Source organism: Cellvibrio sp. UBA7661 (genome assembly GCA_002483365.1).
Lineage (GTDB): Bacteria > Pseudomonadota > Gammaproteobacteria > Pseudomonadales > Cellvibrionaceae > Cellvibrio.
The window spans coordinates 224,574-250,522 of sequence record DLHT01000003.1 but is presented as its reverse complement, the minus strand read 5'-3'; the positions used below and the strand labels follow the sequence as shown (position 1 = coordinate 250,522).

Genomic DNA, 25,949 nt, shown 5'->3' with positions numbered 1-25,949 from the left:
AGAGTCACTATGCTATCAACTACTCTATTCTCCAGTCTGCGAAAAATCAGTATCTGCTTATTACTGATGCAATGTGTTGTGCTATCCAGCGCTCAAGCCTCGACGCATTTTTATAAGAAGTCGGATTGGAAACAAATGGATGTCATTCTTAAAAAAATTGAATCACCGAAGATTCCCGAGAATACTTTTGTGATTACCGACTTTGGTGCAAAAAGTGATGGCGCAAGCGATGCCCGTCCTGCGATTCAAAAAGCGATTGCCGCTGCTGTTGCCGCTGGTGGTGGCAAAGTGATTATCCCTGCCGGTAAGTGGTTGTCCAACGGGCCTGTGCATTTGCAGAGTTTTATTAATTTACATTTAGCAGAAGGCGCAACCCTGTTATTCAGTGCAGCGGCAAAAGATTACTTGCCTGCGGTATTTACCCGATGGGAAGGCACAGAAATTTACGGTTATTCACCACTGGTGTATGCCAATAATGTCACCGATGTTGCTATCACCGGTACCGGCACGATTGACGGTAATGCCAACAGTGAATTCCATGCGTGGCATACACAACAGGCCGATGATATTGCGGCGCTGCGTAAAATGGGTTTTGACGGTGTGCCACTGGAAAAACGCCAATTCGCTGAAGGACATTTTTTGCGTCCATCTCTGATCCAGATTGTGAATGCAAAACGGGTGCTGCTTGAAGGCTACACCGCGATCAATTCTCCTTTCTGGGTTAATCATTTGGTTTACACCGACCACGCACAAATGCGCAAGGTTAAAGTAAACAGCATGTTCCCGAATAATGACGGTATTGATATTGATTCGGGTCGCTGGGTGGTGATTGAAGATAACCATTTCCGCACCGGTGATGATTCGGTCGTGATTAAATCCGGCCGCGATCTGGATGGCCGCACCATTGGTCGCCCCAGTGAAAATGTGGTGGTGAGAAATAATATTCTTGATGGTGAAGACGGTGTGGGCTTGGGTAGTGAAATGTCAGGCGGGATTAAAAATGTCTTTTTCACTGATAACACTTACTTGAAAGGCTCATCGGTTTTCCGTTTAAAAGCGAATCTTGATCGCGGTGGTAGTGTAGAGCATGTGCGCATTCGCAATACCAAAATCGGTGAAGCCAAATATCTATTCTGGTTTGACCTGAGTTATGTGGCGGGTTATCTGGGCGGAAATTTTCCATCCAAATATCACGATATTGTGTTTGAAAATATTGTGGCAGAAAAAGTGGATACTTTTTTTATCAGCCACGCTCCGCAAGTGCAGCCATTGGAAAATGTATTGTTTAAAAATATCCAGGTGAAATCTGCCAAACAGTTTATGGATTTTACCAACCTGAAAAATGTGACCTTTACCGACTTGCAAATCAATGGACAAACATTGTCGGCGCATTTTGAATAATTCTTCCATTATTGGCGCTGTTGAAAAGACGATGCCTGTGCCCGGACTTGGTTGCCGGGCATTTTTATTATTACTTTGTTCGTTTTTATTTGGGTTCTGTGCTATTTCCACAATGGCCTCAGCAACAACAACCTCAGCAACAACAGCCTCTGCAACAACAGCGGTTTATATCGCCAATAGCGATTCACACAGCCTGTCTGTATTTTGGTTGGATGAACAAACCGGCAAAGCTGCATTGCAACAAACCCTTGCGGTGCGCGGTGCAGTCATACCGCTGCGTTTATCGCACAACAAGCGGCTGCTTTATGCCGCGATCCGCTCGGAGCCTTATCGCGTTGCAGTGTTTGATATTAATCCACACACGGGTTATTTAACTGCGCGAACATCAATCCCTTTGCCCGATAGCATGGCTAACATCGATCTTGATCGCGCGGGGCGCTATTTATTGTCGGCTTCCTATGGAGGCAATAGCATTAGCATCCAGCCATTGGATTCCAGCGGAATTCCTGCGGCGCAGGCGCAGGTAATTAAGACAGGTGCGCACCCGCACCAAATAACCGCGGACCCTGAAAATCAATTTATTTATGTGTCGTTACTCGGTGAAAACCGGTTGGATTATTTTCGGCTGGGTGATGACACCCCACATACAACAGCGCTTGAGTTACCGGCAGGTTCCGGGCCGCGCCATTTTGTTTTTTCCAAACAAAAAAAGCGCGTTTATGTACTCAGTGAATTAAGTGCGCAAGTGCAGGTTGCTGTGCGCGACCATTCAACGGGGGTGTTGACGTTGCGCGAGTCGCATTCGCTTTTGCCTGCAGGGAGTACGCCTTGGGCGGCCGATATTCATTTAACGCCGGATGAACATTTTTTGTATGTATCGGAGCGCAACAGCAATAGCCTATTTGGTTTCAGTGTGGATCAGCAATCGGGGCGCTTGCGCGCGCTGGGTAAATGGACAACCGAACATCAGCCGCGCGCGTTTGCGATTGCTGAGAGCGGGCGCTATCTGGCAGTGGTTGGGCAAAAATCCCATCACCTGCAGGTGTTTGCGATAAATCCTGCAACGGGTGCGCTGACCGCAACAGACCGCAAGGCAACCGGTAATAATCCTTCCTGGGTGGAAACGCTTGCATTGAAAGCGCGCACTAATAAACCGGAAGTGCAGGATGAGTGAATGGTATTCATGCGCAAACTGGATTAATCCATTTATCCATTGGTTTGATTCGGCACTCATTAGCTCGCATCATTTAAATGACTTAATAACTTAACAATAACCTAACAATAAAACGATTGAACCAATTGCGGGAGTTAATTCATGGCCAATGCACCAGCAAACGGCGCACCCGACATCAGCCCGGGCAGTAGCAATTTATCCGCTCATCAAGCGGCTATCAGTGCAGCGACTGCAACGCGTGCCCGCTGGGGAATTTTGGCGATGTTATTCATTGCCACAACTATCAACTATGCCGACCGCGCAACAATTTCTATCGCCGGATCTGATATCGCCAGCGATCTTGGTTTATCGCCCATTGAGATGGGTTATATTTTTTCTGCGTTTGCCTGGAGTTATGTGTTGGCACAAATTCCCGGCGGTTGGTTGCTGGATAAATTTGGTTCCCGGCTGACCTATTTTGCGAGTATTTTTTTATGGTCCACTTTTACCCTGCTGCAAGGGTTTGTGGGTTTTTTAACGGGCGGTGCCGCATTCATTATGCTGATTGTGTTGCGCTTGTTGGTTGGTGCGGCAGAAGCGCCTGCCTTTCCCGGCAATAGCCGTATTACCTCTGCGTGGTTTCCCTCCCATGAGCGCGGGCTGGCAGCATCTATTTTTAATTCAGCGCAGTATTTTGCAACCGTTGCATTCGCGCCCTTAATGGGTTGGATGGTGCACAGTTACGGCTGGCAAAGTATTTTCTTTTTTATGGGCGCGCTGGGAATTGTATTGGCCGGTGCCTGGTTAAAAACGATTTACTCACCCAAACAGCACCCGCGCGTCAATGCCAGCGAATTGCGCTACATAGAAGAAGGCGGTGCGCTGGTTGACCTTGATAATTCCACGCAACAAAACCAGCGTGTTGATACCTTCAAGTGCATTAAAGAATTACTTGCCTCGCGCATGTTGCTCGGTGTGTATATCGGGCAGTACTGTATTAATTCGCTCACCTATTTTTTTCTCACCTGGTTTCCGGTGTATTTGGTGCAAGAGCGCGGCATGAGTATTTTGCAGGCGGGTTTTTTGGCATCGCTTCCGGCAATTGCCGGGTTTTTGGGTGGTGTGTCTGGCGGTTGGCTTTCGGATCGCCTGACCAAAAAAGGTTACTCACTCACCTTTGCGCGAAAATTGCCGATTGTGGTGGGCATGTTGATGTCCACCAGTATGATCGCGTGCAATTATGTGGATACCGATACGCTGGTGATTGCGATTATGTCGCTCGCCTATTTCGGCAAGGGTGTAGGTGCGCTGGGCTGGGCGGTTGTGGCGGATACATCGCCAAAAGAGGCGGGCGGTTTGTCGGGTGGATTATTTAATACCTTTGGGAATAGCGCCGGCATAGTCACGCCGATTGTGATTGGTTACATAGTGTATAGCACCGGTTCTTTTGCAGGCGCGCTCGCTTATGTGGGTGCGCATGCGGTTGTGGCGATTGTCAGTTATTTGTGTGTCGTCGGTGAAATTAAACGCATCACCTTGAGCGATTCGGTGAGTGCACCTGCGGCACAATAATTTTTTTGAGGTTTTAGTATGTCCCAAGCGGTTATCAAAATGCATCCGGCCGATAACGTTGCTGTCGTTGTCACCGAGGGTGGGTTAGCAGCGGGAACAGAAGTGGAAGGCGGTGTGATACTGCGTGAAAATATTCCGCAAGCACATAAAGTGGCGTTGAAAAATTTCGCGCAGGGCGATGCGGTGATCCGCTACAACGTCACTATCGGTTATGCCAAAGACAACATCGCCGCTGGCAGTTGGGTGAATGAAAACGTATTGATAATGCCCAATGCGTTAGGGCTGGAAAATTTACCTATCAGTACGCGTATTGGCACTGCAGGCGAGCCGCTGGATAATTTTACATTTCAAGGGTATCGCAATGCCGATGGCAGTGTGGGTACGCGCAATATTTTAGCCATCACCCAAACCGTGCAATGTGTGGCCGGTGTGGTGGATTACGCGGTAAAGATTATTCGCGAACAATTATTGCCAAAATATCCGAATGTGGATGGCGTGATTGGTTTGTCGCACAGCTACGGTTGTGGTGTGGCGATAGATGCACCAGCGGCGCCAATTCCCATTCGCACTATTCGCAATATTTCGCTCAACCCGAATTTTGGTGGCGAAATAATGGTGATTAGTTTGGGTTGTGAAAAATTACAGCCATCGCGGTTAATGCCCGCCGGATCAATTCCTGCGACCGTTGTTGATGGCCCGCAAGTTGTGTGTTTGCAAGATGAAGAGCATGTGGGTTTTATGAGCATGATCAATTCCATTTTGCGGCAGGCGGAATTTCATCTGGAGCGATTAAATAAACGCACACGCGAAACCTGTCCGGCTTCAGCCTTGGTGGTGGGCATGCAATGCGGCGGCAGCGATGCATTTTCCGGCATCACCGCCAACCCTGCACTGGGTTACGCGGCCGATTTATTGGTGCGCGCCGGTGCAACAGTTATGTTTTCAGAAAATACCGAAGTGCGCGATGGTGTAGACCAATTGACGGCGCGCGCAGCAACGCCACAAGTGGCTGCCGACATTATTAAAGAAATGCAGTGGTACGATAATTATCTCGCGGCGGGTATGGTTGATCGCAGTGCGAATACCACGCCCGGAAATAAAAAAGGCGGATTGTCGAATATTGTTGAAAAAGCCATGGGCTCGATTGTGAAATCCGGATCATCGCCCATTGTGGGTGTGGTGTCGCCGGGTGAGCGTTTGCGCGATCGCGGTATTACCCGTGGTTTGGTTTACAACTCCACCCCCGCGAGCGATTTTATTTGCGGCACTTTGCAATTGGCGGCGGGAATGAATTTGCATATTTTCACCACTGGCCGCGGTACGCCTTATGGATTGGCAGAGTGCCCGGTGATTAAAGTGGCAACGCGAACAGAGTTAGCGCGCCGCTGGCACGATCTTATGGATGTGAATGCCGGGCGAATCGCCGATGGTGAAAAAACGATTGAAGAAATGGGCTGGGAAATTTTTCATTTGATGCTCGATGTTGCCAGCGGCAAAAAAACCTGGGCTGAGCATTGGAAATTATATAACTCACTGGTGTTGTTTAATCCTGCACCGGTCACCTGATCTGTACCAAACGCGCGACTTGTTCGCGCGTTTTTATTTTTCGGCCGTGAAGAAATCGACGCGGAATTTTTATCAATACAAAATCAGTATTGACCCAGTCAGCAATTAAGCTTTACCTGCATAGATTGCGGTGCAAAAATTTCCTTGAAATATTCACCGCAGGAGATGATTCCGTGTCCCGTTATACACCTAAAGAATTCGCAAAAATTGTTGGCAGCGGTCTGTTGTCTTTTCCGATTACCCACTTTAAAGCCAGCGACCATTCGTTCAATGAAGACGCTTATCGCGCTAATTTGAATTGGCTATTTAGCCACGATGCTGCGGCCATGTTTGCAGCCGGTGGTACGGGTGAATTTTTTTCGCTCACGCAAAAAGAAGTGGATCGCGTTGTGCGTGCAGCAGTGCAAGAAACCGGACATAAAATGCCGGTGATTGCGCCTGCCGGTGGTGGTACAGCGGTATCAATTGAATATTGCCAAGCCGCAGAAGCAGCCGGTGCCGATGGTGTTTTATTGTTGCCGCCTTATTTAACCGAAGCCGCAAAAGACGGTGTGGCCGCGCATGTAGAAGCCATTTGTAAATCCACCAAACTAGGTGTGATTGTGTATAACCGCGCAAACCAGCGCCTTGATGAAGTCGAGCTGGAAAAACTGGCGGAGCGCTGCCCTAATCTGGTGGGCTATAAAGATGGTTTGGGCGATATTGAATTAATGACCCGCATCTACGCCCGCTTAGGTGATCGCCTGACTTACATTGGCGGGTTGCCGACAGCAGAAACTTTTGCATTGCCTTATTTGGAAATGGGCGTGACTACTTATTCGTCGGCCATTTTTAATTTTGCGCCAGAATTTGCGCTGAATTTTTATCATGCTGTGCGCGCGCGCAATTATGAGCAGGTGTATAAATCACTCAATGAATTTGTGTTGCCGTATATTGCGATTCGCAATCGCAAACAGGGTTATGCCGTGTCGATTGTGAAAGCAGGTATGAAAATTGTGGGGCGCGATGCAGGCCCTGTACGTACACCCTTGCTGGATTTAACCGAGAGTGAAATGGCGGAGCTTGCCGCGTTAATTTCACGCATCCAATAAAATTCACAGGATACATTGTTAAAGGTAGCTGCAATGAAATTAACGGGAAACTTGCTTATCGGTGCTGCGCAAATCGCGGGTGACAAGGGAACCTTGTATGCCGTGAGCCCTGCAACCGGCGAACAACTTGAGCCTGTTTATCATTTGGGTGGTGTGGCGGATGTTGAACGTGCCTGTGCGTTGGCAGAGCAGGCATTCGATAGTTATCGCGCAACTTCACCTGTGGTGCGCGCAAATTTTTTAGAGACTATCGCGCGCAATATTGAATCCCTTGGCGATACATTAATTGAACGCGCTATGGCAGAAACCGGTTTGCCGCGTGCACGTTTGGAAGGCGAGCGCGCACGCACCTGTAACCAATTGCGTTTATTTGCGCAGGCTATCCAATCCGGTGAACACAATCTGCCGCGCATTGATTTGCCTATGCCGGAACGCAAACCTTTGGCGCGTCCGGATTTACGCCAACGCCGTATTCCACTTGGCCCCGTTGCGGTATTTGGTGCAAGTAATTTTCCGCTCGCGTTTTCGGTGGCCGGTGGCGATACCGCCTCTGCTTTTGCGGCGGGTTGTCCGGTTATTGTAAAAGCGCATTCGGCGCATCCGGGTACATCGGAATTGGTTGGGCAGGTTATCCAATTGGCGGTAGCGCAATGCGGTTTGCCTGAAGGTGTATTTTCGTTGCTGTATGGTTCGGGCAATACTTTGGGAACGGCGCTGGTTGCGCATCCGGTTATTCAGGCCGTTGGATTTACCGGCTCGCGTGCCGGTGGTATTGCGCTGATGCGTGTCGCGCAGCAGCGTCCACAACCGATTCCTTTTTATGGCGAATTAAGTGCATTGAATCCGGTGGTGTTGCTACCCGGTGCATTAACAGAAAAAGCGGTGGAATTAGGCCGACAATTTGTTGCATCACTCACCATGGGGGCCGGGCAGTTTTGTACTAATCCGGGATTATTATTGGCGATTGATTCCCCTGCGCTTGATCAATTTATCCAATCCGCAAAAATGGCGCTGCAAGAATCGGCTGCGCAAACCATGCTGAGCCCCGGCATCCATAATGCGTATCAACACTCCACTGCCTGCATCGCAAAAAGTAAACAGGTGGAGCTTGTTGCCTCTGGTTTGGCTTCAGATGCGCCCAATGCTTGTCAGGCCATGCTTTATGCAACCACTGCAGCTGCTTTTATGGACGATATTAATTTGCACGAAGAAATGTTTGGCGCTGCATCGCTAGTGATTCGCTGCCGCAATGAAGATGAAATAGTGCAAGTGCTAAAAAAAATGGATGGACAACTCACTGCCACGCTTCATTTTGCAAACACCGAACGTGATGCCGCGCGCAGACTTCTGCCGGTTTTGGAACGCAAAGCTGGGCGCATTCTTGCCAACGGTTGGCCTACCGGTGTGGAAGTGTGTCATGCAATGGTTCATGGTGGCCCTTGGCCAGCAACAACCGATGCGCGCACTACATCGGTCGGCACTGCTGCACTGGAGCGTTTTTTGCGGCCGGTGTGTTATCAGGATTTGCCCGATGAATTATTGCCTGCAGAATTACAGGCGAATAATCTGTTGCAGGTGAAGCGTTTGATTGACGGCACTATTTTTCTAGTGTGAGTCCGGTTTTCTAGTGTGAACTCGTTTTTTAGTATGAATCCGGTTTTTTAAGGTGCATCCGGCGTAAAACACAAGCGTTTTTTCAGTGTGTGTTTTACGCCAGATTTTCGCTGATGGCTTTGAGTACCGCTTGGGTGCGGTCGCGGCAGTCGAGTTTGGCGAGTATATTGGATACGTGATTACGCACTGTGCCTTCCGCCAGAAAAATCGTTTTTGCAATTTCTTTATTGGACAGGCCATTAACCAACAAGCGCAAAATTTGTTTTTCCCGTTCAGATAAATCCAATGTCGATTTTTTTTGCTGGAATTCACGCAACATATCGGGCTCGGCCAAAAATGTAGAACCGTCAGACACCAGTTGCAAACTGCTGACGAGTTTTTCCAGCGACACATCTTTTAATAAAAAACCGTTAGCGCCTGCTTTTATGCTCTGCGCAAATAAATCCGCATCGTCAAATGTTGTGAGCATCAAAATGGGTGTGTTATTGCTGCGTGCGCGCAGGTGCTTCACCAGGCTGATGCCATCCATCACTGGCATACGAATATCGGCGAGCAGCACATCGACAGGCTGTTGTGTGATAAACGCCAGCGCTTCTTCGCCGTTGCGCGCCTCCCAACTGACTTGCGCATTGCCGGAAATTGCCAGCAATCCGGAAATCCCCTGCCGCACCAATTGCTGGTCATCAACCAAACCTACATTAAGCATTGTGTAACTCCATTGTTATCGCTAACCGACAACCTTTCTTCAACGGTATTAATTCAACCTTGCCCGCAAAAGGATGAAGACGTTCTTGCATCCCTTTAAGTCCGTTACCGGGGTTAAGCAGCGCGCAGCCCTGGCCGTTATCATCGAGCTGAATAAAAATGTGTTGTTGGTTTTGTTGTTGTTTCTGCTCAAGCGCGAGTTGGATTTTTTTGGCTTTGCCGTGACGCACCGCATTACTGATACCCTCCTGGATGCAGAGCAATAATTGCTCGGCGATTTGCGCAGATTCCAATTGCAAATGGCCGTTGATTTCCAACTCCAATTCCGGGAGATGTTCTGCCAGTGCCTGCACTGCCTGATGAAAATCCACTGCGGTAGCGGTGCGTTGGTCGCGTACGACCGCGCGGATATTGTCGAGCAACTGTTTGGCGAGTTGTTTGGTATCCATCACCGACGCTTGCAGTGGTTGCCCTACTTTGTGTTGCAAAATTTCCAATTGTAAATTGAGCGCGGTGAGTTGGTGCCCGAGAATATCGTGCAGGTCGCGCGCAATGCGCAAGCGCTCTTCCTGTTTGCTGGATTGCGCCAGAATAATACGTGTCGCTAACAATTGTTGGTTGGCCTGCTCCAGTTCTTCACGCGCATGGCGCTCACTGACGCGTGCAAATGCGGTGGCCAGTGCAAATATCTGGAAGCCAAGAAATGTCAGTGCACTGACCACTTGGTTGGTGGAATGCCAGATCCAGGTCATGATAAAAAAGAACACAAGATTGCTGAGCAGTACCCATAAAATCGCCTGGCGGCGCGAAAAATAATCGGCCAGTTGCGCTGCCCAAATAACGAGTAGTACGGGTGCTATATCACTGCGCTGAACAAGCAATAACAAAAGTGCAATGACCAGTTGCAGCAATAAAAAAATCCGGTGCCGCCGGTAATGAAGCGCGATGTTTGCTGTGTAAGTGACTCTGACAAATAAATATAAAAAAACCAGATAACCAGCAATGCCGGGGATGGCATAAGCGGATTCCAGCAGGCGCTGGAATTCAATATAAGCGACCGCGCCCCAGGTGATTACGCCCGCCAGTGTGAGAAGGTATCGGTCATTGGTCATCGGGTAGTCCTGACACTTTGCGTGTGGAAACGGGCCGCCTATCTTACGTCCAAAATTACATCCACAAGAACAGGACATTTGTCATCGTGTTTTGATGAGTTGTGTCATCGCAAAATACTGAGTGTTGACACCTGCTTTTGAAGCGGGATTTTCTTATTGTGTGTGGGTGTTCTATCACTATAGATAAGGAGTTTTGTTATGCAGTCGATCAATAAATTGGCAGGTGCAGGATTGTTGGTATGCGCGCTGCCCGCTATGGCGCACGAGTTGGTGGTGAATGTGGGTAACATCGACTCAACAGATGGTCATTTGCTGGTGGCGGTTTATAACCAACAAACGCACTACGACAACAACAGCCAGCGCGTGGCTGTGCAAAAAGTAAAAATGACCGGCGACAGTATGCGGGTTGTGCTGGGCGATCTTCCCGCGGGGGAATACGCGGTGAAGTTGTTTCAGGATGAGAACGATAATGGCAGTATCGATATGAATGCGATGGGTATCCCCACCGAGCCTTATGGGTTTTCCAACAATGGTGGGATGTTTGGCCCGCCGTCATTTGACGATGCGAAAATACAGCTTGATAAACCGACTGAAATTGAAATCCAGCTGCGTTAGTAACAGGCCAGGTAGTGGAGGTGGTAGGTTGGGTTAAATAAAAACGGCGATCTTTTCAGATCGCCGTTTTTATTTATTTGCACTGCATTACCTACACGCCAGACTTGCAGGACTTTTACCTGTAAGTAATACAGTCAGCAGGTCTTAGTTACAGCTGCGCACCAAAGACCATGCGTTTTGCCATGCCCAGCCAGTACCGGGTGCATATGGACCGCCAACAGTACACCAGCCGCTCACGGTACATTGATACTCGCTACCTGCGTTAACCACTTTAGCGCCGTTTGCGTAGCTAGCACCGTTCACATAAGCAGGAGAGGTGCAGTTACCGGTAGACACAGACGAAGCGACTGATGAGGCAACAGATGAAGCAACAACAGAAGACGCTACGCTTGATGAGCTAGGTGCAACGCTGGATGGGGTAGATGAAGTAGAGCCACCACACGCGCCCAGATCCAACCAGTGAGCGTATTGGCCATTGCTGGTCTCAGGGTTGTTGCCTTGAGTCCAGTAGTTAGCCTGGTAACGCTTGCCGTTGTGTTGTATCTGGGTTGGGTTTTGGTAAGCGATAGTCGGGTTCCAGATACCCAGACCAGCACAAGTGTTGCTGGAAATACTTGATCCAACAGACGAGCTAGCTACAGATGTAACCGATGAGCTTGAGGCTGAAGATGCAACTGAAGAGGCAACAGACGAGTTTCCGCCACCGCCGTAGTTAACGTCGATACATTGATAGAAGCCTTCAGCCGCATCTCTTTCCCAGTCACGTTGCCATACGCTGTACACGATGTGACGGCCAGTACGTTGTGGCATTTGAACAGTGTGGTAAGAAATTTGTTCCTGATCCGCTTTACCTGAGTCGTGGATCAATTCAAGGTCAGACCAGCGCAGTGGTTGCGCGTGGTTGTAGCCTTCGCGGGTGATGTAGTAACGGAAGTACATGGTTTTGTGTGCCGCAGTGTTGGTCCACACAAATTGCAATGGGCCTGCACTTACGTTGGTTGCTGGCCAGTCAGTACGCGCCAGATCCATACCGTACAGGTTAGAACGACCTACAGAACAAAGACGGCCATCCGGAATAAAGTATTCGTGGTTATCGCGCACGCCACCTACCGCCACTTCTTGTGGGGTGTAGAGACCGCCGTTACCCGCTGCTTTCGCTGCGATACAGGCTGGGTGGGTCGGGTTTTCAATGCCGTTTTCTTTACATTGGATCACACGGCTTTTGGGGGAAGATACATAACCGTGGGCAAATGCCTGGCCTGCAATCAGGATTGAGCCCAATACGACTGCGGAAATACCGCATGCTTTCATTGTCTTTTTCACTTTCAATCTCCGAACTTATTGTTTGTTAGACGGTGCCTGAACAGCACTCGGGAGCACAGCTGAATAAAACATGCATCTGATCAGGGTATAACACCAGGATCATTGCATGGGGATTGAGTCTAAAATGACAACGTTGTATTGGCGAGTCCGACTTTCAGTTTGGGGGGTAATATTTTGGGAGGCAGGTTTGATTTTCGGAAAATTTTCAGAAGAAAACGAAATTAAAAGTTCGAGTTTTATTTTGACGTCAAAATAATGTGATTTGCTGCGCAAAATAACGAAATTTAGTGCGGCAAGGGAAACACGCACATAAACACACTGCCTTTGCCCGGCTCGCTGGTGATTTTCAATTCGGCTTCATGACGCATCAATACGTGTTTCACAATCGCCAGCCCCAAGCCTGTTCCACCCGTCCCACTATTTCTGCTGGCATCGACACGATAAAAACGCTCGGTCAAACGCGGGATATGTTGGGCTTCAATTCCGGAGCCGTTATCGCTCACCGACACATACACATTTTTTTGATCTTGCCAGAGCAGCATGCTCACCTTGCCATCGATGGGTGTGTATTTGATCGCGTTGATGACCAGATTGGAAAAGGCGCTGTGCAATTCTTTTTCATTGCCGGGCAACAATAAGGGCTTGGTGGTGTTGTTGCAGATCAGTGTCAGCTGCTGGTTTTTTTCTTTGCTGAGCACTTCCGCTTCACTTTTGATGATCGTTAGCAGTTGCTCGATATTAATCGGCTTGTGGTTGTGCCCGGCTTCGGTGGTTTCCAGTTTGGATAGCACCAGCAAATCGTTGATCAGCAGCGACATGCGTTTGGCCTGTTGCAACATTTGCTGCAAGGGTTTATTCCAGCTGGGGATGGTGTTGTTATCGGCCAGCGTCTCTACATAGCCGTTGATCACCGTGAGCGGCGTGCGCAACTCGTGCGACACGTTGGCCACAAAGTCTTGCCGCATTTTTTCCAGATTGTGCACCTGGGTGATATCGCGCACGACGATCAAGCGTTCATTTTTACCAAACGGAGTAATCTGGAATTGCAGGTGCTTTGAGGCAAAACGGGGCGATGGCAGCTCAAGCGGCTCTTCGTATTTGCCTTCTTCAAAATAGGCGACAAATTTGGGGTGGCGGATAAAGTTGATCACCGACTGCCCCTGGTCTTTGGTATTGAGCGCCAGCATGCGATGGGCGGCGGGGTTCCAGAAATCCAGATGGCCGCGCGCATCCAAAATGATCAATCCATCTTTTAGCGATGAGCTGATTTCCTGGATGCGTTTGATCACCGCCTGCAGGTTTTCTTTTTCAAGGCGCTGGTCGCGCTGCAATTGATAGATGTTGTCGAAAATTTGCCCCCAGATGCCGCTGGCTTCTGGCGGGTTCTGGCTGTCTTGCCGCACCAGCCATTGGTTGAGGCGGCGGATTTGCCAGAGCATCCAAATGATATAAATGGAGCAGCCAATCAGCATCCACAGCGAATAATTATCGCTGAAGAAACCAATCAGGCTGCAAATGGCGAGGATGATAAGAATGCGCTGGAGTTCAGCGCTAAAACCTTTTAACAAGACCTAAACCTCGTGGCACATAGCAGTAGCAAGGTAGGGACTCCGTTGCGAGACCGTCTGCTGCATGGATGCAGCAGTCGAGCCTACAGGGAAGTATTCACGGCGTGTCTTGCAATGGAGTCACGGCCTTGCTGCGGAATTCAGGGGATCAGGCTTCAATACGAGTAGAAAAACGATAGCCCGTACCGCGCACTGTCTGGATCAAATCTTCGTGGCCATCAATGGTCAGTGCTTTGCGCAGGCGGCGGATATGCACATCCACCGTGCGCTCTTCCACATACACATTGCCGCCCCAGACGTGATCCAGCAATTGGCTGCGAGTATAGGCTCTTTCCTGATGGGTCAGGAAAAATTCCAGTAAACGATATTCGGTTGGCCCCATATCCACCGACTGGTTATTGATGGTGACGCGGTGGCTGGCGGGGTCAAGGCACAAGCCCTGTACGGTGATCGGTGCTGAGTTGATTTGCGGATCAGCGCGGCGCAACACGGCTTTCAAGCGGGCAACCAGTTCACGCGGAGAAAAAGGCTTGGTGATGTAATCATCGGCACCCACTTCCAGCCCCTGGATCTTGTTGTCTTCCTCGCCTTTGGCGGTGAGCATAATGATGGGGGTGTTGGCGGTGACTTCGTCGCGTTTTAAACGGCGCGCCAGTTCAATACCGCTGGTGCCGGGCATCATCCAGTCAAGCAATATCAAGTCAGGCTTTTCATCAATGATCAGGCCGTGGGCATCCTGTGCATTGCTTGCCTCCATTACCTGGTATTCGGCCATTTCCAGCGCCACACGCAACATGTCGCGGATTGCGGATTCATCGTCAACGATCAGGATTTTACGACCAGTCATAAATGTTCTGCCTGAAAAAACTACGGAGCGCCCCACGGGTTTGTGAAGCTATTGTTGCAGCTTATTAAATAAGCTCAGTGTTACACATTTATGACAGGATAAAAATTTTGCGCTAGCGCAATGCGTAATCGGCAGCAATGCCCACAAACACCGCCGCACCCACCCAATTGTTGTTCAAAAATGCTTTGAAGCAGTCCTCGCGTTTGCGAAAGCGTATCAACCATTGTTGATACACAAAAAGCGCTCCCGCAACGGCCAGCCCAAGGAAGTAAGCAGCGCCTAATTCAAAGCGTTCCCCAACAAGCAACAGCGCGTAAAGTGCCATTACCTGCAGAACGCCGGTCATCAGCCGGTCTTGCTCACCAAACAAAATGGCGGTGGATTTCACACCGATTTTCAGGTCGTCGTCGCGGTCAACCATCGCATAAAAGGTGTCGTAGGCGACTGTCCAGAGCACCACAGCGAGGTAGATGAGCCACATGCCATGATGCAGCTCCCCGGCTTGTGCCGCATAGGCCATGGGGATTCCCCATGCAAATGCAGCCCCGAGCACCACTTGTGGCAAATGGGTGTGGCGTTTCATAAACGGATAACAGAAAGCCAGAATCAGGCCGCCAACGGACAGCTTGATCGTGAGTGGATCGGTCATTAGTACCAGCCCGAACGCAATCAGGCAGAGCGCGATAAACAAGCCAAGCGCCTCTTTGCTGGATACCGCACCGGTCGCGAGCGGGCGGTCTTTGGTGCGCTTGACCTTGCCGTCGATCTTGCGGTCGGCAAAGTCGTTGATTACGCAGCCAGCGGCGCGCATCACGATCACTCCCAGGGTAAATATCACCAGATTTTTTAGGCTGGGTACGCCCTTGGCGGCAATCCACAAGCTCCAGAGCGTCGGCCAGAGCAATAACAACGTACCTATAGGGCGATCCATACGCATCAAGCGCCAATAAAGCAGGACTTTTTGGCGTAGGTCTGTCTGGCCTGCGGTTTGTTGCGTGGCGCGCTGGAGGATTTTGCCGGCACTGGATTTTGCTGCCTTGGCAGATTTGGGAGCGGCAGATTTGGGCGTGGCGGGTTTGGCCGAGCCGGTTTTGGTGGAGGTTGCAGCAGGTTTTTGTGAGTTGGGAGTTGTCATAACCAAAGCGCCGGCATTGTTGGAGTTATCGGGTATCAGGACGGTTCTGGATTATCTGGCTGTCACATTTGAGCGATCAAACTCAGGCTATTCAATCAGGGCAATAAAGTCAGGTAAAAACACTTCGCTGACTAGCAGGGGTTTGGCGTGTAGATAAAACACCGAACGCCGCCCCCACAGATGCCCCTTGCCGCACAATTCGGCAGGCATATAGGCATGATCGCGGCTAATTCGCGCCACTGCAATGGCACTGCGCACCAAGTGTGGCTGACTGAACAAAAACGCGCCCAGCGGGCGGCTGCCTTGTTGGCGCAGATGACGCAGTGATCCGGTCAGGCTCGATAGCGGTAAAATGCTGCGCGCAAATACCCAGGGTGTTCCTTTGCCGCAGAGTATCACCTCGCGGATCAAGGCCTGTTGCGGGCGGCTCATACCCAGCGCCTGGCGCTCATTCAAGCTCGGGATACCAAGCGTCTGGCGCAAGACTTTTACGGCAAACTGACCCTGGCTTAATGAGACGAGGCGCGCTGTCAGTGAACCGTTATCGGCCAGCCAATCCTGTAGCGCGGCTTGCGGGCGCTGTTGGCGGGCAAGTTGGCGGAGAGGTTTCCACGAACGGGTTGAAAGCGGGCGGGGCATTGCGGCCTTGGGCAAAGCGGGTTCCTCAATCGGCTAATGTGGCAGTCGGTTGGTGCTGGCAAGCGCAAATCAGTGGATGGCAGTTTATCAGCTTGGCCAATCCCAGGCGTGAATAATGCGTTTATAAGTCTGCCGCAATCCTGTGAATGCAGGTAAACTCCGCGTGAAATTCAATGTTGATGGAGAGAGAAAACATGCATAAGACCGACATCGTAGTGGCTTTGGCCAATAATTCTGATCTGGGTGTAAATAAAGCGGACCTGGTGGTTTCGGCCTTTATTGAACAAATTACCAATGCTCTGGCGCGTGGGGAATCGGTAGCCTTGTTGGGGTTTGGCACATTCAACGTGAGCGCGCGCGCGGCACGTGAAGGCCGCAATCCGCAAACCGGCGCAACTATCCAGATCGCCGCCAGCAAAACCGTCACCTTCAAAGCAGGCAAAGCCCTGAAAGACGCAGTTAACGAATAATAATGTTACGGCGGCATAACTATGCCGCCCTCGCCTGATCTCCTACCATCTGTTGCTTTAACGTCCTGAATTACATTTCATCAACCAATAATAACGACCGGGGTGGCTATGTCGCTGACCAATAAAATTTTACTCGGCATGCTTTTGGGTGTCCTTGTGGGGGTCATCTTTAATTTAGTGCTCGGTGTAGACGGTCCCCAAACCGCACCCACGACGACCTATGGCCAGTGGATCCAAACGGTATTGATCAATGGCGTGCTCGATACTATCGGCCAGATTTTTGTAGCGTCACTCAAATTATTGGTTGTGCCACTTGTGTTTGTGTCATTGGTCTGTGGCGCTGCTTCACTGGGTGGCCATAACCGCATGGGCGCCCTGGCAACCAAAACGGTTGTGTTGTATTTGTGTACAACGTCAATAGCGATTGCACTGGCGATGGGGGTGGCGGTTTTTATCCAACCAGGTGCTGCCGTCGACATGGCATTGTCCAGCACATATTCCGCGCCACCTGCGCCATCCATCAAGCAAACGTTTCTCGATATATTTCCCAGTAATCCGGTTCAGGCAATGGCTGAAGGCAATATGTTGCAAGTCATTGTCTTTTCGATTTTGTTTGGTATTGCCATATCGCGCACGGGTGGTGAGATTGGCAGCAACATGAAAACGTTTTTTGAGCACTTGAATGAAGTGGTGCTCAAAATGATGTTGTTGCTGATGCAATTGGCGCCTTATGGTGTGTTTTGTTTGTTGGCAAAATTGTTTGCCAATATCGGTTTTGCTGCGATCATTGATTTGGCGAAATATTTTTTCACTGTGTTGTTTGTATTATTGCTACATGGTTTTGTCGTTTACGGATTGTTGATAAAAACATTATCCGGATTAAACCCCGTCATCTTTTTCAAAAAAATGTGGAAGGTCGCAGTGTTTGCGTTCAGTACCGCATCCAGCAACGCAACCTTGCCGGTCACTATGCGCACCGTTGAGCACGATCTTGGTGTGGACAATAAAGTCAGCAGTTTTTCAGTGCCTCTGGGCGCGACCATCAATATGGATGGCACCGCCATTATGCAGGGGGTTGCCACCGTATTTATTGCCCAGGTGTACAACATTGATATAGGGATGTCCGGTTATTTGATGGTGATTCTGACGGCCACGCTCGCCTCCATCGGCACCGCCGGTGTGCCCAGTGTGGGCCTGGTAATGCTGGCGATGGTGTTGCAATCGGTTGGCTTGCCGGTCGAAGGGATTGCATTGATTATCGGTGTTGATCGTTTGCTGGATATGGTGCGCACTGCAGTCAATGTCACAGGTGATGCAACCGTGTCTGTGATTGTGGCCAAGAGCGAAAATATGGTGGACAAAACGCGCTACGAAGATATGACACTCAACGCAGAAGTCGATCCGGTTTAAGAATTGTCCGCAGCGGAAAATCAGTTCAATAAAAAGGCGAAGCGTGTTGTGCGCTTCGCCTTTTTATTGAACTGTTATGTAACGGTTTGAATATACTTTATTTGAAACAGCGGTGCTGAGTGAGTAAAAAAGTTTAATGGTGCGTTATGGTGTCGCTATCAAACTCCACGCTGATCGATAAATCTTCTACCAAACAAGGCCAGCGCTCCAATTCTTCCTGCCAACCCTTATCGCGATGCGCATTGACGTAATGTGAAATGTTGGCACCTTCGAAACCGTGTTCGGTTAATAATAACTCCGCTGAAAATAAAACTGCCTGATCCAGTTCATTCGCGAAAGGTTCACCAATTAATTCGTGCGCAATAATGTTCGCGACAGTCATATCCATAGGCGCGAGCGGGATTCCGCTTTTTGCCATAAAACGGTCATTCACTTCTTCCAGCAAACGGTGTGCAAGATAAGCTTCATCGAGCAGTGCTTCCAATTGGCTGTGAGGATCAACAATCGACGGTGGCGATAAAAAATAATCGCTCGCAATTTTTAGCAGGGGTTCAATATCGTTAAAAATACCTGCCTCTTGCGCCATGCTGCGGATCGCATCAATAAAATCCGGCACGTGTTTTATGTAACGCACTACGAAATCAGCCAGATCTTTGGTGGCTTGCTGGTCAGGTAATTTGATGGCCGCATGCAAGTGCTGTTTACGGCACTCCACAAATTCAAGCAGCTTTCCGCTTGCGGCATCCTGTTCCTGCGCCTGATGTATAAGCTGGCGTATAGGGTTGAGGGGATCGTTCAATCTGTGTCTCTGGTAATGGTTATAAGTAATCACATCATCCGTCCTGCGCAATACCGGCGTACTTTGTTTTTCTTGCGTTTTAAAAGTAAACCATGAGACCGTAAACGCAAGTGACTCTTAATACCGACTTTTTATAAAAACCAAAGCAACTGCAGAAATCGGCCTGATGGCATTTTTTGTGCCATCAGGCGTATAAGCTTGTTAAAACGCGCCGGATATTTTCAGGCGCAAGGTATTGTCCAAATCGCCACTCAGGTATTGCTGGAATTGCAAACTCAGATCAATACGGCCCAACGTCTGGCCAATGCCGATCAGGCCATAGACTCCGCCGTCAATTTCAATATCCTCTGAGTAGCAGTCGCGGCAGTTGCTGATACTGCGCTCGGAGCCGAGTATGCCGCTCACGCCACCGCGCACACTGAAAAAGCTCATGTTGTCGCGCCCGAAGCGATATTTGGGGCCGTATTCCGCAAACAGCATCAGCGCGTTTGCATCCGATTCTTCATAACTTTCATCGCCCCAATAATCTTCCACATATTGCGAGAACTCAGCGTTGTCGCGGTAAAACAGCAGGCTTGCGCCAAGCGACAAGGTGTTTTCGCTGTCGCTTGCGTAATACTCAGCGGCACCGCCAATCGCAACGGCAGTGTCTTCAATCCACTGCTCGGCCGCGGCTTGTTTGTCGATGTTGATATGATCCACATGGCCGGACCAGCTCCAGCCGGTTTGGCGCACATTGTTGTCGGATTGCGCCAAGGCGAAAGGGCTCATGGCGATAAGGCAGGAGGCCAGTACAAGGGGTTTTAAGGTGGTAAGCATAGGATCGATCCATCAGTGAATGAAATAATGCGGCGATGAGGTTTCTCGCCATCCACGCAAGAGTTTGCGCAGCCGAATCTGTATTTGGGCTTAACAATCGCACCAATAGCGCTGCTTTCCGTGAATTCGGCGCGCCAAGTCTATATAATTCCCGCCGATTAATTTGTATCAGCTTGTGAGTCCAGTCATCTTAATGTGAGTCTTCCTATGTCCGACCGTATCGCTCAGGTCACGCGCAATACCCTTGAAACCAAAATCAGCGTTAGCCTCAATCTTGATGGTGCCGGTAAAGGCGTGTTTAACACCGGTGTTCCTTTCCTTGAGCACATGATGGATCAAATTGCCCGTCACGGCATGATTGATCTGGATGTGACCTGCGATGGCGACACCCATATCGACGACCATCACTCGGTAGAGGATATTGGCATCACTATTGGTCAGGCGATTGCCAAAGCAGTCGGCGACAAAAAAGGCATTCGCCGCTATGGCCACGCCTATGTGCCGCTCGATGAAGCGCTGTCGCGTGTGGTGATCGACTTTTCCGGCCGCCCCGGTTTGGTGATGGATATTCCGTTTACCCAAAAGCGCGTCGGTCAGTTCGATGTAGAGCTGTTCTGGGAGTTTTTCCAGGGTTTCGTCAACCACGCCGGTGTAACTCTGCATGTGGATAACCTGCGCGGCCACAATGCGCATCACCAGATCGAAACCGTATTTAAAGCCTTTGGCCGCGCCCTGCGTATGGCGTTGGAAAAGGATCCGCGCATGGAAGGTATTACCCCTTCTACCAAAGGAACTCTGTAAGCGATGACAGATGCGCCAGTAATTACGCCAAAACAGACAGTTGCCGTGATTGATTACGGCATGGGCAACCTGCATTCGGTCAAAAGTGCCCTTGAGCATGTCGCCCCCGAGCAACATGTGGTGGTGACTTCTGATCCGGCCGTGGTTGCCGCGGCTGATCGTGTGGTCTTCCCTGGTGTGGGTGCAATTCGCGACTGCATGGCGGAAATCAAACGCCTTGGATTCGACACATTGCTGCGCGAGCAAATCGCCACTGGTAAGCCGGTGCTGGGGATTTGCGTGGGTATGCAAGCATTGATGGATCACAGCGAAGAAAACGGCGGTGTTGATTGCATCGGTATCTTGCCGGGAAAAGTGCGCTTCTTCGGCGAAAATCATATTGATAGCGCTGGTGCGCATTTAAAAGTGCCGCACATGGGCTGGAATCAGGTGCATCATAATGATCATCCTCTCTGGGATGGCATTCCTCAGGATAGCCGCTTCTATTTTGTGCACAGTTACTGCGTAATTGCCGACGATGCCAGCTTGGTTGCTGCAACTTGCGACTATGGCTTTCAATTTCATGCCGCGCTAAATCGCGGGAATTTATTTGTGGCGCAATTCCACCCGGAAAAGAGCCATACCGTTGGCCTGCAGTTGTTGAAGAACTTTTTACATTGGGATGGAAAATCCTGATCCCACATGGTCGTAGGTTGGTGGTGAGCTTGCGAACCCCAACGCTGGTCATGGGCTGAAAGATGGTCATGTTGGGGTTCGTTCCTCACCGCCAACCTACGAATCCATTTATCTGTAGAGATTGTTTAATGTTAATTATCCCCGCAATTGATTTAAAAGACGGCCAATGCGTGCGCTTGCGCCAGGGTTTGATGGACGATTCGACCGTTTTCTCCGACGATCCCGTCGCGATGGCAGCACAATGGGTGCAACAAGGTTGCCGCCGTTTGCATCTGGTTGACTTGAACGGTGCTTTTGAAGGTAAACCAGTCAATGGCGGAGTGGTAACGGCGATTGCCAAAGCCTACCCGAACCTGCCGATCCAGATTGGCGGTGGTATTCGCAGCGCGGAAACCATTGAGTACTACCTGAATGCGGGTGTGCAGTACGTGATTATCGGCACCAAAGCGGTGAAAGAGCCGCAGTTTGTGACCGACATGTGTAAACAATTCCCGGGCCATATCATTGTTGGTCTGGATGCCAAAGACGGCTGGGTTGCCACCGATGGCTGGGCAGAAGTATCCAATTTGCAGGCATCTGAACTTGCCAAACGCTTTGAGCAAGACGGCGTGAGCAGCATCGTCTACACCGACATCGCGCGCGATGGCATGATGCAGGGCGTGAATGTGCAGGCGACTGTCGCCATGGCACAGGCTTCCAGTATTCCGGTTATCGCTTCTGGCGGCATCACCAATATGGACGACATCATCGCGCTCAAGGCTGAAGCCCATAAAGGCATCTGCGGTGCCATCACCGGCCGCGCTATTTACGAAGGCACCCTGAGCATGGCGGAAGCGCAGGCTTATTGCGATGCCAATTAAGTGGTCTGCGCATCGTTGAAGTATTGGATGGTTCTGCGAGATAGCCCTATTGGGCATCGCTGCGCTCAGCACCAACCTGCAAAGCAGCTTGAATTAAGATTGGATTTGAGAATTTAACGCTATGGCACTCGCAAAACGCATTATTCCCTGCCTTGATGTTGATAACGGCCGTGTGGTGAAAGGGGTAAATTTCGTCGGTATCCGCGATGCGGGCGATCCGGTGGAAATTGCCAAGCGCTACAACGATGAAGGCGCAGATGAAATCACCTTTCTCGATATCACCGCGACCCACGAAGGGCGTGACACGACTGTGCACACAGTGGAGAAGATAGCCAGCGAAGTATTTATCCCGCTCACGGTGGGCGGAGGTATCCGCACCGTGGATGACATCCGCACTATGCTGAACGCGGGTGCCGACAAGGTAGGTATCAATTCAGCAGCTATTTATAACCCGGATTTTGTGAAAGCAGCGTCTGATCGCTTCGGCGCACAATGTATTGTTGTTGCCATTGATGCAAAGAAAGTAAGCGGTCCGGGCGAGGCACCGCGCTGGGAGATTTTCACGCACGGTGGGCGCAAGCCAACCGGTATCAATGCGGTGGAATGGGCAATCAAAATGGCTGAGTTTGGTGCGGGCGAAATCCTGCTCACCAGCATGGATGGCGATGGCACTAAAAAAGGCTATGACCTGGCATTAACCCGTGCGATCAGCGACGGGGTACCTATTCCGGTTATCGCCTCCGGTGGTGTAGGTAACTTGCAGCATCTGTGTGATGGTGTGACGCAAGGGCGTGCGGATGCGGTATTGGCTGCGAGCATTTTCCATTTCCGCGAATACACTATCCCCCAAGCCAAAGCATTTATGCGCGCCCAAGGCATTGAAGTGCGTTTATAGAGATTGATTGGCAAAGTTGAAACAATAAAAAAGGGCGCTCAATGCGCCCTTTTTTATTATCGGCCCAAGATAACCCTTAGGCCGCACGGTACTGTTTAAGCATGTCCGACACTTTGGGTTCGGATGCCTGGATAAAGTCGATAAATTCACCGACACCAATTTCGGCATCGTCGCGGCTATCAAACGGGCCTATGTCCACTCCTTCACGGGTGGTGTAGTACCAGTAGCCATCTTTTTGTAGGTAACGCCCGTGACGCACAGGTACTGAACCTTGTTCACCTGCTCTGTTTGTAGTAGCCATATCGATTCCTCGCTATTGTTCCTGAACACTCGGATCCTTCACCGGTTGATCAAAAATCACCCTCGGCGATTATAAACAGCAATCAGAAGTGCTAGCTAGATTTAGTTCATCTTTTGATTTGAAACTTTAATAACCAAAAGCTGTAGTCCGGCAGGCCTAATGGTCATTATTGAAAGGATAGTCTATGGCGAAAGGGTCTGCTGGCACATGGAGCCGTGGCCACAACTCCATGGGTGGAGCAAGACAGCTAAATGGTTTTTGGATGGTATGGCGATGGCTGGGCATTAGGTGCGAGGCGGATACCAGCTTTACCTGGTATTGCTCCAGCAGCGGAGGTAATTGCTCAAGTAGCGCAAGGGTTTCCGGGTAAGGATGGCCGATGGCAATAGCCGAGCCCTGCTGTCGGGCGCGCTGCAGGGCATTGATCAGTTGCTGGCGAATGGCGTCGGTGTCGCGTTCATCATCCAGAAAGACATCGCGCTTGCGGCTGGGCAACTGGATGCGTTCCGCCATCGCCAACGCTTGGGTTTGGGCACTGGTGCGGCTGTCCACGAAATATAGGCGGCGCTGCTGAAGCTCATCCATCAACCAGCGCATGGGTTCGGCCTGCTCGGTGAGCCTGCTTCCCATATGATTATTGACGCCTCTGACATAAGGAATGCTAGCGAGATTTTGGCGCAGTACAGCGAGAAACTCTGCATGTTTCATGGTACTGGTTAACCCGCCGCGCCCTAGTGGGTAATCGTGATGGTTGCTCATGGGGGCGTGGAGCATGATTTCTTTGCCATGCTTGTGCGCGCGCTCGGCCAGCTCCGCGCCATGGGGGGTAAAGGGTAAAACCGCGAGGGTGAAATTGCCGGGCAAATCGGCGGTGCGCCGCCCGAGTGAAAGGTTGTAACCAATGTCATCGATGATGATTGCTAACTGCCCGCGGGCAGGTACGCCTTCAGATTTTGCTTGGGGAGCAAGAGGGCTGCCATTTGCGAAGCAGGCGAACACTATAAAGCCGAAGACAGCGAGAGGGGCAATCTGCTTCGGCATGGCTTTATTCGCTGATATCGGTAGGTTCTTCTGGTTGGATGACGATATCTGGCGCTATGTCCGGACTCATCTCTGCCGTGCTCGCGGCTAATGGTGAGCTCTGGATAAAGATGTGCAGGCCTTTGAGTAAATTGAGTGCCTCGTGCAATTGGTTGTCTTCTTTGAGCAGTTCGGCGCTGCTGATTCTCCGGTCGGCACGGTCTTTACTGGTGCTTTCCTTGCCGCCCTTGGTGTTACCCAAGTGGCGCGCCAAATCGGCTTCCGTCGTCATCAACCCTTGTTGGATGGCTGCAATCTGCACCCGTTCCACATTGACGTCCGGCTCAATGCCCTGTGCCTGGATTGAGCGGCCGTTGGGGGTGTAATAGAGCGCAGTAGTGAGTTTGATGGCGCGGTCATTACTGATAGGGATCACTGACTGTACCGAGCCTTTGCCAAAACTGCGGGTGCCCATAATCACGGCGCGCTTATGGTCTTGCAGGGCACCGGCGACAATTTCTGACGCGGATGCCGAGCCATCGTTGATCAGGACAACAAGCGGCAGGTTATTGGTGATATCGCCAGCTTCAGCGTTGTAACTGATATTGCTGTTCTCCTGACGGCCCTGGGTGTAAACCACCTGCCCTCCATCGAGGAAGGCATCGGCGACTTCGACTGAAGACTGCAAGACTCCGCCGGGGTTGTTGCGTAAATCGAGAATGATGCCTTTGGTGGCGGGGTTTTTCTTAAGCTGCGCACGCAATTTTTTGGCGACATCCTTACCGGTATCCAGTTGGAATTGCGCCAGCCTGATATAAAAGTAATCTTCTTCCAGTACCCGTGTACGTACACTTTGTACTTTGATGATGTCGCGTACCAGATTGAATTCGATGGGTTGGTCAACTCCCTCGCGCATCACGGTGATGTGAATGTTGCTGTTTTTGGGGCCGCGCATCAGATTAACGGCTTTATTTAAATCCATGCCTTTAACCGGCTTGTCATCGATGCGGATCACCACATCGCCTGCCAATATCCCGGCTTTTGCTGAAGGACTATCATCGATCGGCGTGACAACTTTGACAAAACCTTCATCGATACTCACCTCCAGGCCTATCCCACCGAACTCACCGGAGGTATTGGCTTGCAGGTCGGCAAACGCGTCTTTATCGAGATAGGCAGAATGCGGGTCAAGCTCGGCAATCATGCCTTTGATGGCATATTCGAGTAATTGGGCATCATCGATTTCATCCACATAGCCACTGCGCACGTGATCGTAGACGCGCGTAAACGTGCGCAATTCCTCCAGCGGCAGCAAACCACCATTGGCGGGCTTGGCCTCATCGGCAACCACGGTGCCGGAGCACAGCGCCAGTGCAAACAGGGCGGCAGGATAAGATGACATCCCTACAACAAACCGGGGGAAAGCAGCGCGAAACATAGCGTCTCCGATGATCGCAACAACTAAAAAAACAGATGGATGAAAATATTGATTGGCAGGTACCGTATCAGAGCGCGCACGTTAAGCCAAAGCATTTAAAAATGACAGATGGCGCACAAA

The 25,949-nt window shown here is 50.4% G+C and carries 25 protein-coding genes; 13 read left to right on the top strand and 12 right to left on the bottom strand.

Annotated elements, in window-relative coordinates; translation table 11 throughout:
* The first annotated feature begins 9 nt into the window (after window positions 1-9).
* The 6 genes from B2739_RS01390 (at window position 10) to B2739_RS01365 (ending at window position 8,397) form a co-directional block, all read left to right on the top strand.
* On the top strand, window positions 10-1,401 hold the full coding sequence (locus B2739_RS01390) for a glycoside hydrolase family 28 protein (protein WP_331344085.1): 1,392 nt from the start codon (window positions 10-12) through the stop codon (window positions 1,399-1,401).
* Complete coding sequence (locus tag B2739_RS01385; RefSeq protein ID WP_331344084.1) at window positions 1,394-2,575, top strand: lactonase family protein; 1,182 nt, start codon at window positions 1,394-1,396, stop codon at window positions 2,573-2,575. Before B2739_RS01390 ends, B2739_RS01385 begins: the two co-directional genes overlap by 8 nt.
* Before the next feature lie 141 nt (window positions 2,576-2,716).
* Window positions 2,717-4,126: an MFS transporter gene (locus B2739_RS01380; protein ID WP_331344083.1), complete on the top strand. Its 1,410-nt coding sequence runs from the start codon at window positions 2,717-2,719 to the stop codon at window positions 4,124-4,126.
* A gap of 18 nt (window positions 4,127-4,144) precedes the next feature.
* A complete protein-coding gene (garD, locus tag B2739_RS01375) occupies window positions 4,145-5,692 on the top strand; it encodes a galactarate dehydratase (protein ID WP_331344082.1) in 1,548 nt (515 codons plus the stop codon).
* Window positions 5,693-5,865: 173 nt separating this feature from the next.
* The gene (gene kdgD, locus B2739_RS01370; RefSeq protein ID WP_331344081.1) at window positions 5,866-6,783 is read left to right on the top strand and encodes a 5-dehydro-4-deoxyglucarate dehydratase; all 918 of its coding nucleotides are present in this window, start codon (window positions 5,866-5,868) and stop codon (window positions 6,781-6,783) included.
* 33 nt (window positions 6,784-6,816) lie between these two features.
* Window positions 6,817-8,397 (top strand): aldehyde dehydrogenase (NADP(+)), encoded by a 1,581-nt coding sequence (locus tag B2739_RS01365; protein ID WP_331344080.1) that lies wholly within the window; start codon window positions 6,817-6,819, stop codon window positions 8,395-8,397.
* Between the two features lie 94 nt (window positions 8,398-8,491).
* On the opposite strand, the gene B2739_RS01360 is transcribed toward B2739_RS01365, so the two are convergent.
* Together B2739_RS01360 and B2739_RS01355 are read right to left on the bottom strand one after the other, a co-directional pair.
* On the bottom strand, window positions 8,492-9,103 hold the full coding sequence (locus tag B2739_RS01360) for a response regulator transcription factor (RefSeq protein WP_331344079.1): 612 nt from the start codon (window positions 9,101-9,103) through the stop codon (window positions 8,492-8,494).
* Entirely contained in the window at window positions 9,096-10,214 is a 1,119-nt protein-coding gene (locus tag B2739_RS01355) for a sensor histidine kinase (protein ID WP_331344078.1), read from the bottom strand. The genes B2739_RS01360 and B2739_RS01355 overlap by 8 nt, the downstream gene beginning before the upstream one ends.
* Window positions 10,215-10,412: 198 nt before the next feature.
* Between B2739_RS01355 and B2739_RS01350 the strand changes: the two genes are divergently transcribed.
* Entirely contained in the window at window positions 10,413-10,829 is a 417-nt protein-coding gene (locus tag B2739_RS01350) for a DUF2141 domain-containing protein (RefSeq protein WP_331344077.1), read from the top strand.
* A 144-nt stretch (window positions 10,830-10,973) separates the two neighbouring features.
* On the opposite strand, the gene B2739_RS01345 is transcribed toward B2739_RS01350, so the two are convergent.
* The 5 genes from B2739_RS01345 to B2739_RS01325 all read right to left on the bottom strand — a co-directional run bounded on the left by B2739_RS01345 (window position 10,974) and on the right by B2739_RS01325 (window position 16,356).
* A complete protein-coding gene (locus B2739_RS01345; RefSeq protein ID WP_331344076.1) occupies window positions 10,974-12,152 on the bottom strand; it encodes a lytic polysaccharide monooxygenase in 1,179 nt (392 codons plus the stop codon).
* Window positions 12,153-12,436: 284 nt separating this feature from the next.
* Complete coding sequence (gene phoR, locus B2739_RS01340) at window positions 12,437-13,720, bottom strand: phosphate regulon sensor histidine kinase PhoR (protein ID WP_331344075.1); 1,284 nt, start codon at window positions 13,718-13,720, stop codon at window positions 12,437-12,439.
* Window positions 13,721-13,868: 148 nt separating this feature from the next.
* Window positions 13,869-14,567 carry a phosphate regulon transcriptional regulator PhoB gene (gene phoB / locus B2739_RS01335; protein WP_331344074.1) on the bottom strand — a complete coding sequence of 233 codons (699 nt, stop codon included), beginning with the start codon at window positions 14,565-14,567 and terminating at the stop codon, window positions 13,869-13,871.
* A 112-nt stretch (window positions 14,568-14,679) separates the two neighbouring features.
* Window positions 14,680-15,504, bottom strand: coding sequence for a 4-hydroxybenzoate octaprenyltransferase (ubiA, locus tag B2739_RS01330; RefSeq protein ID WP_331344245.1), 825 nt, complete (start codon window positions 15,502-15,504; stop codon window positions 14,680-14,682).
* 285 nt (window positions 15,505-15,789) lie between these two features.
* Complete coding sequence (locus B2739_RS01325) at window positions 15,790-16,356, bottom strand: chorismate--pyruvate lyase family protein (RefSeq protein ID WP_331344073.1); 567 nt, start codon at window positions 16,354-16,356, stop codon at window positions 15,790-15,792.
* A 179-nt stretch (window positions 16,357-16,535) separates the two neighbouring features.
* Between B2739_RS01325 and B2739_RS01320 the strand changes: the two genes are divergently transcribed.
* Both B2739_RS01320 and B2739_RS01315 read left to right on the top strand, forming a co-directional pair.
* A complete protein-coding gene (locus B2739_RS01320; protein WP_331344072.1) occupies window positions 16,536-16,811 on the top strand; it encodes an HU family DNA-binding protein in 276 nt (91 codons plus the stop codon).
* A 108-nt stretch (window positions 16,812-16,919) separates the two neighbouring features.
* Window positions 16,920-18,221 (top strand): dicarboxylate/amino acid:cation symporter, encoded by a 1,302-nt coding sequence (locus tag B2739_RS01315; RefSeq protein WP_331344071.1) that lies wholly within the window; start codon window positions 16,920-16,922, stop codon window positions 18,219-18,221.
* Window positions 18,222-18,354: 133 nt separating this feature from the next.
* On the opposite strand, the gene B2739_RS01310 is transcribed toward B2739_RS01315, so the two are convergent.
* Window positions 18,355-19,020: a hypothetical protein gene (locus B2739_RS01310; RefSeq protein ID WP_331344070.1), complete on the bottom strand. Its 666-nt coding sequence runs from the start codon at window positions 19,018-19,020 to the stop codon at window positions 18,355-18,357.
* A gap of 201 nt (window positions 19,021-19,221) precedes the next feature.
* The gene (locus tag B2739_RS01305) at window positions 19,222-19,839 is read right to left on the bottom strand and encodes a hypothetical protein (protein WP_331344069.1); all 618 of its coding nucleotides are present in this window, start codon (window positions 19,837-19,839) and stop codon (window positions 19,222-19,224) included.
* A 207-nt stretch (window positions 19,840-20,046) separates the two neighbouring features.
* On the opposite strand from B2739_RS01305, the gene hisB reads away from it, so the two are divergent.
* From hisB to hisF, 4 genes are all read left to right on the top strand, one after another.
* Window positions 20,047-20,640, top strand: coding sequence for an imidazoleglycerol-phosphate dehydratase HisB (hisB, locus tag B2739_RS01300; RefSeq protein ID WP_323813637.1), 594 nt, complete (start codon window positions 20,047-20,049; stop codon window positions 20,638-20,640).
* A 3-nt stretch (window positions 20,641-20,643) separates the two neighbouring features.
* Window positions 20,644-21,315, top strand: coding sequence for an imidazole glycerol phosphate synthase subunit HisH (gene hisH / locus B2739_RS01295; RefSeq protein ID WP_331344068.1), 672 nt, complete (start codon window positions 20,644-20,646; stop codon window positions 21,313-21,315).
* Between the two features lie 128 nt (window positions 21,316-21,443).
* The gene (hisA, locus tag B2739_RS01290) at window positions 21,444-22,175 is read left to right on the top strand and encodes a 1-(5-phosphoribosyl)-5-[(5-phosphoribosylamino)methylideneamino]imidazole-4-carboxamide isomerase (protein ID WP_331344067.1); all 732 of its coding nucleotides are present in this window, start codon (window positions 21,444-21,446) and stop codon (window positions 22,173-22,175) included.
* A 121-nt stretch (window positions 22,176-22,296) separates the two neighbouring features.
* Window positions 22,297-23,070, top strand: a complete 774-nt coding sequence (gene hisF / locus B2739_RS01285) for an imidazole glycerol phosphate synthase subunit HisF (RefSeq protein WP_331344066.1) — start codon at window positions 22,297-22,299, stop codon at window positions 23,068-23,070.
* Window positions 23,071-23,146: 76 nt separating this feature from the next.
* Here the strand turns inward: hisF and B2739_RS01280 are convergent, their stop codons facing one another.
* The 3 genes from B2739_RS01280 to B2739_RS01270 all read right to left on the bottom strand — a co-directional run bounded on the left by B2739_RS01280 (window position 23,147) and on the right by B2739_RS01270 (window position 25,793).
* The gene (locus B2739_RS01280; RefSeq protein ID WP_049631168.1) at window positions 23,147-23,371 is read right to left on the bottom strand and encodes a DUF6316 family protein; all 225 of its coding nucleotides are present in this window, start codon (window positions 23,369-23,371) and stop codon (window positions 23,147-23,149) included.
* Between the two features lie 156 nt (window positions 23,372-23,527).
* On the bottom strand, window positions 23,528-24,412 hold the full coding sequence (locus tag B2739_RS01275) for a divergent polysaccharide deacetylase family protein (protein WP_331344065.1): 885 nt from the start codon (window positions 24,410-24,412) through the stop codon (window positions 23,528-23,530).
* Window positions 24,413-24,416: 4 nt separating this feature from the next.
* On the bottom strand, window positions 24,417-25,793 hold the full coding sequence (locus B2739_RS01270) for a S41 family peptidase (protein ID WP_414633203.1): 1,377 nt from the start codon (window positions 25,791-25,793) through the stop codon (window positions 24,417-24,419).
* Between the last annotated feature and the right edge of the window lie 156 nt (window positions 25,794-25,949).